This window comes from Paraburkholderia sp. RL18-101-BIB-B (assembly GCF_046026985.1).
GTDB lineage: Bacteria > Pseudomonadota > Gammaproteobacteria > Burkholderiales > Burkholderiaceae > Paraburkholderia.
On the sequence record NZ_JARESV010000011.1, the window covers coordinates 192929 to 205871 of the forward strand.

The 12943-nt window shown below is 63.8% G+C and carries 11 protein-coding genes and 1 pseudogene; 11 read left to right on the top strand and 1 reads right to left on the bottom strand.

The window, feature by feature from the left end; all coding sequences use genetic code 11:
* Positions 1–104: 104 nt before the first annotated feature.
* The 5 genes and pseudogenes from P0D73_RS18670 (at position 105) to P0D73_RS18690 (ending at position 4855) form a co-directional block, all read left to right on the top strand.
* The gene (locus P0D73_RS18670; RefSeq protein WP_408178871.1) at positions 105–956 is read left to right on the top strand and encodes a carbon-nitrogen hydrolase family protein; all 852 of its coding nucleotides are present in this window, start codon (positions 105–107) and stop codon (positions 954–956) included.
* A gap of 120 nt (positions 957–1076) precedes the next feature.
* Positions 1077–2543 (top strand): metalloprotease TldD, encoded by a 1467-nt coding sequence (tldD, locus tag P0D73_RS18675; RefSeq protein WP_132376004.1) that lies wholly within the window; start codon positions 1077–1079, stop codon positions 2541–2543.
* A gap of 378 nt (positions 2544–2921) precedes the next feature.
* Positions 2922–3995: a 3-deoxy-7-phosphoheptulonate synthase AroG gene (gene aroG / locus P0D73_RS18680; RefSeq protein WP_012431785.1), complete on the top strand. Its 1074-nt coding sequence runs from the start codon at positions 2922–2924 to the stop codon at positions 3993–3995.
* A gap of 185 nt (positions 3996–4180) precedes the next feature.
* Positions 4181–4519, top strand: a pseudogene (locus tag P0D73_RS18685) (type II toxin-antitoxin system RelE/ParE family toxin).
* A 3-nt stretch (positions 4520–4522) separates the two neighbouring features.
* Positions 4523–4855, top strand: coding sequence for a helix-turn-helix domain-containing protein (locus P0D73_RS18690; RefSeq protein ID WP_116142847.1), 333 nt, complete (start codon positions 4523–4525; stop codon positions 4853–4855).
* Between the two features lie 77 nt (positions 4856–4932).
* Here P0D73_RS18690 and P0D73_RS18695 read toward each other — a convergent pair whose 3' ends face one another.
* Positions 4933–5487: a cob(I)yrinic acid a,c-diamide adenosyltransferase gene (locus P0D73_RS18695; protein WP_408432457.1), complete on the bottom strand. Its 555-nt coding sequence runs from the start codon at positions 5485–5487 to the stop codon at positions 4933–4935.
* A gap of 216 nt (positions 5488–5703) precedes the next feature.
* Here P0D73_RS18695 and P0D73_RS18700 point away from each other — a divergent pair, with 216 nt between their 5' ends.
* The 6 genes from P0D73_RS18700 (at position 5704) to proC (ending at position 12768) form a co-directional block, all read left to right on the top strand.
* Entirely contained in the window at positions 5704–7119 is a 1416-nt protein-coding gene (locus P0D73_RS18700) for an FAD-linked oxidase C-terminal domain-containing protein (protein ID WP_408178873.1), read from the top strand.
* Between the two features lie 71 nt (positions 7120–7190).
* Entirely contained in the window at positions 7191–8684 is a 1494-nt protein-coding gene (locus P0D73_RS18705) for an FAD-linked oxidase C-terminal domain-containing protein (RefSeq protein WP_408178874.1), read from the top strand.
* A 151-nt stretch (positions 8685–8835) separates the two neighbouring features.
* Positions 8836–9924: a glycolate oxidase subunit GlcE gene (gene glcE / locus P0D73_RS18710; protein ID WP_408178875.1), complete on the top strand. Its 1089-nt coding sequence runs from the start codon at positions 8836–8838 to the stop codon at positions 9922–9924.
* 8 nt (positions 9925–9932) lie between these two features.
* Positions 9933–11159 (top strand): glycolate oxidase subunit GlcF, encoded by a 1227-nt coding sequence (gene glcF, locus P0D73_RS18715; protein WP_408178876.1) that lies wholly within the window; start codon positions 9933–9935, stop codon positions 11157–11159.
* Positions 11160–11196: 37 nt separating this feature from the next.
* The gene (locus P0D73_RS18720; RefSeq protein ID WP_408283434.1) at positions 11197–11895 is read left to right on the top strand and encodes a YggS family pyridoxal phosphate-dependent enzyme; all 699 of its coding nucleotides are present in this window, start codon (positions 11197–11199) and stop codon (positions 11893–11895) included.
* Between the two features lie 57 nt (positions 11896–11952).
* Positions 11953–12768, top strand: coding sequence for a pyrroline-5-carboxylate reductase (gene proC / locus P0D73_RS18725; RefSeq protein WP_408283437.1), 816 nt, complete (start codon positions 11953–11955; stop codon positions 12766–12768).
* Positions 12769–12943: the final 175 nt, after the last annotated feature.

Consider the following 12943-nt stretch of genomic DNA (forward strand, 5'->3'; position numbering starts at 1 on the left):
CAGACAGGCGCCGTGCCGCACCGGCGGCCCGAGCCAGCCTTGAACGACGTATGCGGCGCAAGCCATTCGCGCCGCCGCCTTGCCGGGAGTTTTTCGAAACGCTCATGAGCGAAACACACGTCTCGTCAACCGTCTCCAGCGGTTCCCTGGAAAGCGCATTCCGTGTCGCCGCGCTGCAAATGGTGAGCACACCGGATCGCGAGCGCAATCTCGCCGAAGCCGGGCGCCTGATTGCCGAAGCCGCCGCCGACGGCGCGCAACTCGTCCTGCTGCCTGAATACTTCTGCTTCATGGGCTTCAAGGATACGGACAAACTCGCCGTGCGCGAACCCTATCAGGACGGTCCGATCCAGCGCTTTCTCGCCGACGCCGCGCGCCGCCACCAGATCTGGGTGATCGGCGGCACGCTGCCGTTGATGTCGCCCGAAGCCTCGCGCGTGCTGAACACCACGCTGGTGTTCGACCCGCAAGGCAACGAGGCCGCGCGCTACGACAAGATCCACCTGTTCAACTTCGAAAAGGGCGAGGAATCGTTCGACGAGGCACGCACCATCTGCCCCGGCGGCGAGGTCCGCACCTTCGAGGCACCGTTCGGCCGCGTCGGCCTGTCGGTCTGCTACGATCTGCGCTTTCCGGAGCTGTACCGGCGCATGGGCGACTGCGCGCTGATCGTGGTGCCGTCGGCGTTCACTTACACGACCGGCCGCGCGCATTGGGAGATGCTGCTGCGCGCCCGAGCGGTCGAAAACCAGTGTTACGTGCTGGCCGCGGCACAAGGCGGCAAACATGAAAACGGCCGCCGGACGTGGGGCCACAGCATGCTGATCGACCCGTGGGGCGAAATCGTCGCGGTGCGCGACGAAGGCGCAGGCGTGGTCGCCGGCAATCTCGAGCGTGCGCGTATCGACGAAGTGCGACAGAGTCTGCCCGCCTGGCGTCATCGTGTGCTCAGTTGACTCCTCTGACCCAGTTGATAAATCCATCCGCGTGACATTGAAACTGCGGCGTCTCCTACTCACATAGTGTGTGACAGAGGCGCTAACCGAATCCTTCGTATCGAGCAGAACATACTTCGCATGAACATCATCGAACCCGGTATCCGTAATCTCGCCACCGCCAAGGACATCCTCCTGACGCCCTACGGTCTCGACGAATCCCTGCTCACCCGCACGCTCGCCGAAATCTTCACGCACAAGATCGACTACGCGGACCTGTATTTCCAGTACACGCGCAGCGAAGCGTGGAGTCTCGAAGAAGGCATCGTGAAGTCCGGCAGCTTCAGCATCGACCAGGGTGTCGGCGTGCGCGCCGTGTCGGGCGACCGCACGGCTTTCGCCTATTCGGACGACCTGTCGCCCGAAGCGATCCGCCAGGCGGCGCTCGCCACCCGCTCGATCGCCAAGGCAGGCGGCGGCAAGCAGAAGATCAAGGTGGCGTCGTCGCTGACCGGCATCGCCGGGCGCGATCTGTACCTGCCGGCCGATCCGCTGCATTCGCTCGACGCGACGGCCAAGGTCAAGCTGCTCGAACGTATCGAACAGATGGCGCGCGGCCGCGATCCGCGCATCCAGCAGGTCATGGCCGGCCTCGCCGGCGAATACGACGTGGTGTTGGTCGCGCGCAGCGACGGCGGTTTCGCGGCGGATATTCGTCCGCTGGTGCGTGTCTCGGTCACGGTGATCGCCGAGCAGAACGGCCGCCGCGAAATCGGCAGCGGCGGCGGCGGTGGCCGCTTCGATTACGCCTATTTCACGGACGAAGTGCTGTCAGGCTATGTCGACGACGCCGTCCATGCGGCGCTGGTGAACCTCGACGCGCGCCCCGCTCCGGCCGGCGCGATGACCGTCGTGCTCGGACCGGGCTGGCCCGGCGTGCTGCTGCACGAAGCGATCGGCCACGGCCTGGAAGGCGACTTCAACCGCAAGGGTTCGTCGGCATTCGCCGGGCGAATCGGCGAGCAGGTCGCCGCGAAGGGTGTCACGGTGGTCGACGACGGCACGCTGCCGAACCGCCGCGGCTCGCTCAATATCGACGACGAAGGCAATCCGACCCAGTGCACCACGCTGATCGAAGACGGCATTCTGAAGGGCTACATCCAGGACACGCTGAACGCGCGTCTGATGAAGATGCCGGTCACGGGCAACGCGCGCCGTGAGTCGTATGCGGCGCTGCCCATGCCGCGCATGACCAACACATACATGCTCAACGGCGACAAGGATCCGCAGGAAATCATCGCTTCCGTGAAAAACGGGCTGTATGCGGTGAACTTCGGCGGCGGCCAGGTCGACATCACCAACGGCAAATTCGTGTTCTCCGCGTCCGAGGCGTACATGATCGAAAACGGCAAGGTCACGTACCCGGTGAAGGGCGCGACGCTGATCGGCAGCGGCCCGGAATCGCTCAAGTACGTCAGCATGATCGGCAACGACATGAAGCTCGATTCGGGCGTCGGCGTGTGCGGCAAGGAAGGCCAGAGCGTGCCGGTGGGCGTCGGCCAACCCACGCTGCGGATCGACAGAATGACGGTCGGCGGCACGGCCTGATTCGGCTGAAAATGCATACTTCGTGCACGTATTGCGCGAAGTATGCGGATTTTCCGCATTTTTGCACCCCGCGGCTTGCAAGCACCGCCTGCCCGGGTTATAAAGTCACTCACCCTTTTTGACCTGCGACCTCATTCGTCATGTCCGCCAAGCTTTATTTTTACTTTTTTTGGCATCTCAGACCGCTGGCGGATCGAGAGGGGTGTTAGTGCACGCAGGACACCGAGAATTCCCGAAAAACCGCCAGCTAGCCTGGCGGTTTTTTTTCGCCTCATGCCTTTGAAACTTTAATTTTGATGGTCGTCCGCTCTGGCATCGCTGCTTCATCGCAACCCTGATTGCCCGCGCGAACACGCTACGAACCGATTGGAGAACAACATGCCCCCGCACAACACCGACGATGTCCGCATCCGCGAATTGAAAGAACTCACACCGCCCGCTCACCTGATCCGCGAATTCGCTTGCGACGAAACGGTGTCCGACGTGATCTACAACTCGCGCACCGCGATGCATCGCATTCTGCACGGCATGGAAGACCGTTTGATCGTGATCATCGGACCGTGTTCGATTCACGATACCAAGGCAGCGATGGAATACGCGGGGCGTCTGATCGAGCAGCGCAAACGCTTCGCCGGCGAACTCGAAATCGTGATGCGCGTGTACTTCGAAAAGCCGCGCACGACGGTGGGCTGGAAGGGTCTCATCAACGACCCGCACATGGACAACAGCTTCAAGATCAACGACGGCCTGCGCACCGCGCGCGAGCTGCTGTTGCGCATCAACGAACTGGGCCTGCCGGCCGGCACCGAATACCTCGACATGATCAGCCCGCAGTACATCGCCGACCTGATCTCGTGGGGTGCGATCGGCGCGCGGACCACCGAATCCCAAGTGCACCGCGAACTGGCTTCGGGCCTGTCGTGCCCGGTCGGCTTCAAGAACGGCACGGACGGCAACGTCAAGATCGCCGTCGACGCGATCAAGGCCGCCTCGCAGCCGCATCATTTCCTGTCGGTCACCAAGGGCGGCCACTCGGCGATCGTCTCGACCGCGGGCAATGAGGACTGCCACATCATCCTGCGTGGCGGCAAGACGCCGAACTACGACGCGGACAGCGTCAACGCCGCGTGCGCGGACATCGGCAAGGCCGGCCTCGCCGCGCGTCTGATGATCGACGCGAGCCACGCGAACAGCTCGAAGAAACACGAGAACCAGATTCCGGTGTGCGCGGATATCGGCCGCCAGATTGCTTCGGGTGACGAACGGATTGTCGGCGTCATGGTGGAATCGCATCTGGTGGCGGGCCGCCAGGATCTGCAGGAAGGCTGCGCGCTGACGTACGGCCAGAGCATCACGGACGCGTGCATCGGTTGGGATGAAAGCGTCGCCGTACTCGAAGGCCTCGCCGACGCGGTCAAGCAACGCCGTGTGGCACGCGGCAGCGGCAACTGAACCCACGCTGATTGCAGCGGTGGATGCACAGAAGAGCCCGGCTCGATGAGCCGGGCTTTTTGTTGGCCGAACGGACGAATGGTGCTTCTTTAGTCGCCTCTGTACCGTAACAACTCATGGCCGGGTCGAATGCGACTTGACCGGGATGAATGTTGCGTATAAATTTTTATACATGAAAGGCGGCTATGGAGCAGGAAAAAGAAATTCGCTGGCTAGGCTCCAGCTATCACGATTTACTCGCCTTTCCCGGGGAAATGCGTCGTCAAGCGGGGGTTCAGCTCAGCGAGATTCAGGCGGGCCTAGACCCTGACGACTGAAAACCGTTCGACTCGATCGGTCCCGGAACACGCGAGATTCGAATCAGGGAAGCAGACGGCATTTTTCGCGTCATGTACGTGACCAAGTTTGTGGAAGCGCTGTATGTGCTGCATTGCTTCCAGAAGAAAACGCAAAAGCTCGGTCCGCACGACAGGAAGATTGCCGAAACGCGGTATCGCGCCATCGTTAACAATAGGAAAACTTAACAAATGACGATCGACACCAAAATTCGTCACGTAACTAAGCCGGGCGCCAATCTGTTCCTCGAACTCGGCTTTTCCGCTGAAGAGGCGAAACGCCTGCACGCCGCATCGCAAAAACAGATCAACGACACGCGGCTGCTCAAGGAGCAGCTCATGACGGAACTGTCCACCTGGATCGAACAGCATCATTTGAAGCAGGCCGAGGCGGCCGAGATTCTGATGGTGTCTCGCCCGCGCGTGTCCGACGTGGTCAACAAGAAGACCACCAAGTTCACCATCGACACGCTGGTGGAAATGATGAGCCGGATCGGCAAGCCGGTCACGCTGGCGGTTGGCTAACGCACGGGGTCGTCAATGCGGCTGACGCTGCATGCGTCGTGGCGCGGTCTTGCGCCTATTGCAGCGGCTACCAGGCTTTAGCCTGCGCTGCGTTCGTGTTGCCACAGCACATCGGTGCCGCCGTCCACGCGATTGAGCACGCGCGCGAGCACGAACAGCAGATCGGAAAGCCGGTTCACATACTGGCGCGGCGCGGCGTTGATAGTCTCGTGCTCACCCAACGCAACAATCGCCCGTTCGGCACGGCGGCACACGGTGCGGCACACATGCGCAAGCGAGGCCGCACGCGAGCCACCGGGCAGAATGAACTCCTTCAGCGGCGGCAAAGCCGCGTTGTAGTCGGCAAGCCAGTCGTCGAGTTGCGCGAGTTGCCGGTCGGTAATCATCGTGTGGCCGGGAATGCACAACTCGCCGCCGAGGTCGAACAGATCATGCTGGATCGTCACGAGCGCTGTCCGCACCTTGTCCGGCAAGGTTTCACACAGCAGCACGCCGAGGTTCGAGTTGAGTTCGTCCACGTCGCCGATCGCGGCGATGCGCGTGCTGTCTTTGCGCACACGGCTGCCGTCACCGAGACCGGTGGTGCCGTCGTCGCCCGTGCGGGTGGCGATCTTGCTCAAACGGTTGCCCATAAAGTCTCCCATGCATTCAGTGACGATGCGCCGCGCCATGGCCCGACACAGATCCGCAGCGGCACATCGGGCACCGCGTTTATCCATATTGCGCGCATCGTGAAGTCGCCGCCATTATAGAAGCGCTGGCCGGCTGCAACGCCGGCCCACGGGTGATCGGCGTAAAATGAAACACATGCTGCAAACCAGCACCGCCCCAAATACCAGGAGACATGCGTGAATCATCCCGTGCCGCCGGCCCCGCTGCGCCGGCCGTTTCCCGCCGAGTTGCTGAGCGCGCTCAAAGCCCTCTTCGCCGATCGCGTGTCCGTGTCCGAAGCCGTGCGCACCCATCATGGCCGCGACGAATCGCCGTTCGACCCGCAACTGCCCGATGCCGTCGTCTTCGCGCGCACGACTGAAGACGTGCAAACCGTCGTCAAACTGTGCGGCCAGTACAACGTACCGATCATCCCCTACGGCAACGGCTCGTCGCTCGAAGGGCATCTGCTCGCCGTGCAAGGCGGCGTGTCGATCGATCTGTCGGAAATGAACCGGGTGTTGTCGATCAACGCCGAAGACCTGACGGTCACGGTCGAACCCGGCATCTCGCGCAAGCAGTTGAACGAGGCATTGCGCGACACCGGTCTGTTCTTCCCGATCGACCCGGGCGCGGACGCGAGCATTGGCGGCATGTCGGCCACGCGCGCGTCGGGCACCAACGCCGTGCGCTACGGCACGATGCGCGAGAACGTGCTCGGGCTGTCCGTGGTTCTGGCCGACGGACGCGTGATCAAAACCGGCACGCGGGCTCGCAAGTCGTCCGCGGGTTACGACCTCACGCGCATGTTCGTCGGCTCGGAAGGCACGCTCGGCGTGATCACGGAAATCACCGTGCGCCTGTATCCGCAACCAGAAGCGGTGTCGGCAGCCGTGTGCGCGTTCCCGTCCATGGGCAATGCGGTGCGCGCGGTCATCGAAACGATTCAGATGGGCGTGCCGATTGCGCGCGTCGAGTTCGTCGATTCGCTCGCCATCCGCTCGATCAATCGCCACTCGAATCTGACGCTGCGTGAAGCGCCCACGCTATTCTTCGAATTCCACGGCACCGAGGCGAGCGTGAAAGAGCAGGCCGAACTGGTCCAGGAGATCGCCGCGCAGAATGCCGGCGAAGGCTTCGAATGGGCGACGCGTCCGGAGGACCGCAGCCGTCTGTGGAACGCGCGCCACAACGCCTATTTCGCCATGCTGCAGCTGAAACCCGGCTGCCGCGCGGTCACAACCGACGTCTGCGTGCCGATCTCGCGTCTCGCGGAATGCGTGGAGGAAACGGAACAGGATCTGAAAGCGTCGCCGCTGCCCTGCCCGATCGTCGGCCATGTCGGCGACGGCAACTTTCACGTCGCGATCCTGATCGATCCCAACAAGCCGGAAGAGCTCGTCGAAGCCGAACGTCTGAACCATCGCATCGTGCAACGCGCGCTGCGCATGGACGGCACCTGCACGGGCGAGCATGGCGTCGGCCTGCACAAAATGGGTTTCCTGCTCGAAGAGCACGGTGAAGTCGCGGTGGATACCATGCGCTCGATCAAGCACGCGCTCGATCCGCACAATCTGATGAACCCGGGCAAGATCTTCACCTGGGCAGCATGACGCGTATTCAGGCGCGGCTGCATGAGAGAACCAGCCGCGTTGGACTTGAAAGGCACGAGGAGACAAGTCACATGAACGCACCCGCTGAACTGACGGCCGAAGTACTCGCCCAGCGCCAGCGCGAAGTCGTGCAGGCGCTGATGGCCGTATTGCCGACCCATTGTTTGCTGTATCGCGAAGAAGACACCGTCGCCTACGAATGCGACGGTCTCGCGGCCTACCGGCGTCTACCGCTCGCGGTCGCGTTGCCGGAGACGGAATCGCAGGTGCAGCGCATCGTGCAGATCTGCCATCGCCTCGACGTGCCGATCGTGCCGCGCGGCGCGGGCACCGGTCTGTCCGGCGGCGCCATGCCGATCCGGCACGGCGTGGTGGTATCGCTTGCGCGCTTCCGCAAGATCGTCGAGGTCGACTCGTACGCGCGGACCGCCACGGTGCAGCCGGGTGTGCGCAACCTGTCCATCTCGGAAGCCGCCGCACCTTACGGTTTGTATTACGCGCCGGACCCGTCATCGCAGATCGCCTGCACGATCGGCGGCAATGTCTCGGAGAATTCCGGCGGCGTCCACTGCCTCAAATACGGCCTCACGGTGCATAACGTGATGCGCGTGCGCGCCGTGACCATGGAAGGCGAAATCGTCGAGTTCGGCTCTCTCGCCCCTGACGCGCCCGGTCTCGATCTGCTGGCCGTGCTGATCGGCAGCGAGGGCATGTTTGCGATCGTTACCGAAGTCACCGTCAAGCTGATCCCGAAACCGCAAACGGCGCAGGTCATCATGGCCAGTTTCGACGACGTCGTGAAAGGCGGCGACGCGGTCGCCGGCATCATTGCGGCGGGCATCATTCCGGCGGGGCTGGAGATGATGGACAAGCCGGCCACGCGCGCCGTCGAGGAATTCGTCAACGCGGGCTACGATCTCGAAGCGGCGGCCATCCTGCTGTGCGAATCGGACGGCACGCCCGAAGAAGTCGCCGATGAAATCGTGCGCATGACCGCGGTGCTGCGCGAACAGGGCGCCACCCGCATCCAGATTTCCCGCTCGGAGAACGAGCGCTTGCGCTTCTGGTCCGGCCGCAAGAATGCATTCCCGGCCGCCGGGCGCATTTCACCCGACTATTACTGCATGGACGGCACGGTGCCGCGCCGCAGTATCGGGCCGCTGCTGGCGCGCATCGAGGCGATGGAGAAGACCTACAACTTGCGCTGCATCAACGTATTCCATGCGGGAGACGGCAACATGCATCCGCTGATCCTGTTCAACGGCAACGACCAGGACGAGTGGCACCGGGCCGAAGCGTTCGGTTCCGACATCCTCGAAACGTGCGTCGAACTGGGCGGCACGGTGACCGGCGAGCACGGCGTCGGCATCGAGAAGATCAATTCGATGTGCGTGCAGTTTTCGCCCGAAGAGCGCGACGCGTTCCACGCGGTCAAGCGGGCTTTCGACGCACCCGGCCTGCTCAACCCCGATAAAGGCATTCCCACGCGGGCACGCTGCGCCGAATACGGCAAGATGCACGTGCGCGGTGGCTTGCTACCGCATCCAGAGCTGCCGCGGTTTTAACGCTGTGCCGTGCCCGCCGACGCATCACGCATAGCTCGCGTGGGCGCCGGTTTTCCTGCTCTCACCCTGATTACCCGATGCGGGTCCGCTCCTGGTTGCCAGCGGGCCCCCGCCCGGTACAATCAAACGAAACACAACGAAGCAGGACACCATGGAAGAGGACGACATCGTCGCCGTGTGGTCGGAACGTGTGCGTTCGGCCAGCGCCGAGGGGCGCGCGTTGCGCATCCGTGGCGGCGGCACCAAAGACTGGTACGGTCAGACGCTGGAAGGTGACATCCTCGACACGCGCGCTTATCGCGGCATCATCGCGTACGATCCGGCAGAGCTGGTCATTACCGCGCGCGCGGGCACGCCCCTGCTGGAGATCGAGGCCGCGCTCACCGACCATCATCAGATGCTCGCCTTCGAGCCGCCGCACTTCGGGCCGCAGGCCACCTTCGGCGGCTGCATCGCGGCGGGTATCGCCGGTCCGCGCCGCCCATCGGCCGGCGCGGCGCGCGACTTCGTGCTCGGCGCCGTCATCATGAACGGCCAGGGGCAGAAGCTGCATTTCGGCGGCCAGGTGGTGAAGAACGTCGCGGGCTATGACGTCTCGCGCCTGATGGCCGGCTCGCTCGGCACCCTGGGACTGATCCTCGAACTGTCGATCAAGGTACTGCCGTTGCCGCAGGCCGAAGCCACGCTCAAATTCGACATGAACGGCACCGACGCGGTCCGTAAGCTCAACGAATGGGGCGGCCGCCCGCTGCCGATTACCGCGAGTGCCTGGCGCCATGGCACGCTGGCCGTGCGCCTCGCCGGCGCCGAGGCCGCAGTCAAGTCGGCGAAGATGGCGCTCGGCGGCGAAGTCGTCGATGCGGTTGAAGCCGAACGCTTCTGGGCGGGCCTGCGCGAACAGACCGACTCGTTCTTCGCCGCCATTCCGCCGCGGGCCGCACTGTGGCGCCTTGCGCTGCCTTCGATCACGGAGCCGCTGCAACTGCCCGGCGCGCAACTCATGGAATGGGGCGGCGGCCAGCGCTGGTGGATCACCGACACCGACGCGCAGACCGTGCGCATCAGCGCCAAGCAGGCCGGCGGCCACGCCACGATCTTCCGCACCGGCCACGGCTACGACCGCGGCGCCGGCGTATTCACCCCGCTGCCCGCGCCGCTAATGAAAATCCATCGCGGCCTGAAAACCGCTTTCGACCCGGCCCGCATCTTCAATCGCGGCCGTCTCTACCCCGACTTCTGAGCGACGCGATGCAAACCAACCTCGCGGACTTCATTCGCAACACGCCCGACGGCGACGAAGCCGACGGCATCCTGCGCAATTGCGTGCACTGCGGTTTCTGCACCGCCACCTGTCCGACGTATCAGATACTCGGCGACGAACTCGACGGCCCACGCGGACGGATCTATCTGATCAAGCAGATGGTCGAAGGCGCGCCGGTCACGCGCAGCACCCAGATCCATCTCGACCGGTGCCTGACCTGCCGAAACTGCGAAACGACCTGCCCGTCCGGCGTGCAATATGGCCGGCTGGTGGAAATCGGCCGCAAGATCACCGAAGAAAAAGTCACGCGCCCGTTCAGTCAACGGCTGGTGCGCCGCATGCTCGCGAGCTTCGTGCCGAACAGCGCACTGTTCACGCCGACCATGCGGATCGGCCAGCATTTTCGCCCGTTGCTGCCCAAGAAGCTGCGCGACAAAGTGCCGGCGCGGCAGCGTCCGCTCGAATGGCCGACCGCCAAACATCCGCGCAAGATGCTGATGCTGGCGGGTTGCGTGCAACCGTCGATGATGCCGAACGTCAACATCGCCACCGCGCGCGTGTTCGACGCGCTCGGTGTCGAAATGCTGATCGCGCCGGATGCGGGCTGCTGCGGCGCGATCCGTCTGCATCTGGGCTACAACGACGAAGCGCTCGACGACCTGCGCGCCAACATCGACGCATGGTGGCCCTACGTCGAACAGGGCGTGGAGGCGATCGTCATGAACGCGTCCGGCTGCGGCGCGACGGTCAAGGAATACGCGCACTTGTTGCGGCATGATCCGGCGTATGCGGAAAAGGCGCGCCGCGTGGTGGAATTGACGCGCGACGTCGCGGAAATCCTGCCGGAGTTCGAAGAAGCGCTGATCTCGGTCACGCGCCGCCGCTCGGTGCACACCGTGGCGTTTCATCCGCCTTGCACGCTGCAGCATGGTCAGCAGATACGCGGCAAGGTCGAGCATTTGCTGACCGCGCTGGGTGTCGAAGTGCGCCTGCCCGCCGACAATCATCTGTGCTGCGGCTCGGCCGGCACCTACTCGCTGACGCAGCCCAAGCTCTCGTATGCGCTGCGCGATCAGAAGCTCGAGCGGCTGCAGGCGCAGGAGCCGCAGGTGATCGTGTCGGCGAACGTCGGCTGCATTGCGCATCTGCAAAGCGGCACGTCGACGCCGGTCGCGCACTGGATCGAACTGGTCGAGCACATGCTGTCCGTATAATCGGGTAATCGACTCTCGCTGGACTTCCGGTTCCGACATGCCCGATCTGATTCACAACCTCGAGGCGGTGCAGCAGCGCATCGCCATGGCCGCGCATGTGGCCGGACGCGATACGCGTTCGGTCCATCTGCTCGCGGTCTCCAAGACCTTCCCCGCCGAAGACGTACGCGCCGCCTACAACGCCGGCCAGCGCGCATTCGGTGAAAACTACGTGCAGGAAGCCCTCACCAAGATCGAGACGCTCGCCGATCTGCGCGCTACGCTCGAATGGCACTTCATCGGTCCGTTGCAATCGAACAAGACGCGGCCGGTCGCCGAGCAGTTCGATTGGGTGCATTCGGTCGATCGGTTGAAGATCGCGCAGCGGCTCTCGGAGCAGCGTCCCGATAATTTGCCGCCGCTCAACGTGTGCCTGCAGGTCAACATCAGCGGCGAGACGTCGAAGAGCGGCGTGAGCGTTCCCGAGGCGGTGGAAGTCGCGCAGGCGATCGCCGCCCTGCCGAAGCTGAATTTGCGCGGCCTGATGGCGATTCCCGAGCCCGCCGGCGGCATCGACGAACAACGTGTGCCGCATCGGCACTTGCGCGAACTGTTCGAGCGTCTGTGCAACGACGGACTCGAACTCGACACGCTGTCCATGGGCATGTCGAGCGACCTCGAGGCCGCCGTGCTGGAAGGCGCGACGATCGTGCGCGTCGGCACTGCGATCTTCGGCGCGCGAGATTACTCTAACTGACCCTTGCGGGCCTTTTCAGGCTCTTTGGGCTCCTCACGGCACTTCCTTCGGAACATCATGAAAATTGCTTTTATCGGCGGTGGCAACATGGCTGCCGCGTTGATCGGCGGCCTCATCAAGCGTGGCGTCGCACCCGCTGACCTCTACGCAATCGATCCCAACGAAGACGCGCGCAAGCGCAACGAGCAGCAATTCGGCATCAAGACCGGCGCCGCCGCGGATGCCGCGCTCGCCGCGTACGACGCCGTCGTGCTGGCGGTGAAGCCGCAGATTCTGAAAAGCGTCGCCGAGGCGGTGGCGCCGCATCTGAATGCATCGCAACTGGCGGTGAGTATCGTCGCGGGTATTCGCATGAGCGACATGTCGCGCTGGCTGAATGGCCACAACCGTATCGTGCGCGTCATGCCGAATACGCCGGCGCTGATCGGCATGGGCGTGACGGGACTGGTGGCGACCGGCAGCGTCGACGAAGCGGGGCGCGCGCTCGCATCGCAAGTGCTGGGGGCGGTAGGCGAAACGGTCTGGTTCGACGACGAAGCGAAAATCGACGCCGTCACCGCGATCTCGGGCAGCGGACCGGCCTACGTGTTCTATTTCATCGAGGCGTTGCAGGAAGCCGCCCGCCAGCTCGGCATGGATGAAGCGCAGGGTCGCGCGCTGGCCGTGGCGACCTTCACCGGCGCGGCGCAACTGGCGGCGAATTCCGACGAGCCGCCGAGCGTGCTGCGCGAACGTGTGACATCCAAAGGCGGCACGACGGCGGCGGCGCTTGCGTCGTTCGACGCGAGCGGCATCAAGGATGCGATCGTGCACGGCGTGCTCGCCGCCGATGCGCGCGCCAAGGAAATGGGGGACGAGTTCGGCAAGCAGTGAGCGCGCTCGCGCGGCGCGAGGAAGTCGGGAAATTTCAGGAAGGGGAGCACGTTGTGGCACGCCGCGCTGCGATTCGAACCGGCGCGGCGTCTACGGCGCCGGACGCGAAGTAAGTAGCGCGGCAGAACTGACCGCGGTAGCACTTCCATTCAGGCCACGGCGACACCCGCCGATA

What these genes read in the sequence shown, in the direction of transcription:
- P0D73_RS18670 (WP_408178871.1), top strand. Translation starts at nt 105, where the DNA reads ATGAGCGAAACACACGTCTCGTCAACCGTCTCCAGCGGTTCCCTGGAA.
- P0D73_RS18690 (WP_116142847.1), top strand. Translation starts at nt 4,523, where the DNA reads ATGACGATCGACACCAAAATTCGTCACGTAACTAAGCCGGGCGCCAAT.
- glcE (WP_408178875.1), top strand. Translation starts at nt 8,836, where the DNA reads ATGGAAGAGGACGACATCGTCGCCGTGTGGTCGGAACGTGTGCGTTCG.
- P0D73_RS18695 (WP_408432457.1), bottom strand. Translation starts at nt 5,487, where the DNA reads ATGGGCAACCGTTTGAGCAAGATCGCCACCCGCACGGGCGACGACGGC.
- aroG (WP_012431785.1), top strand. Translation starts at nt 2,922, where the DNA reads ATGCCCCCGCACAACACCGACGATGTCCGCATCCGCGAATTGAAAGAA.
- P0D73_RS18705 (WP_408178874.1), top strand. Translation starts at nt 7,191, where the DNA reads ATGAACGCACCCGCTGAACTGACGGCCGAAGTACTCGCCCAGCGCCAG.
- proC (WP_408283437.1), top strand. Translation starts at nt 11,953, where the DNA reads ATGAAAATTGCTTTTATCGGCGGTGGCAACATGGCTGCCGCGTTGATC.
- P0D73_RS18720 (WP_408283434.1), top strand. Translation starts at nt 11,197, where the DNA reads ATGCCCGATCTGATTCACAACCTCGAGGCGGTGCAGCAGCGCATCGCC.
- tldD (WP_132376004.1), top strand. Translation starts at nt 1,077, where the DNA reads ATGAACATCATCGAACCCGGTATCCGTAATCTCGCCACCGCCAAGGAC.
- glcF (WP_408178876.1), top strand. Translation starts at nt 9,933, where the DNA reads ATGCAAACCAACCTCGCGGACTTCATTCGCAACACGCCCGACGGCGAC.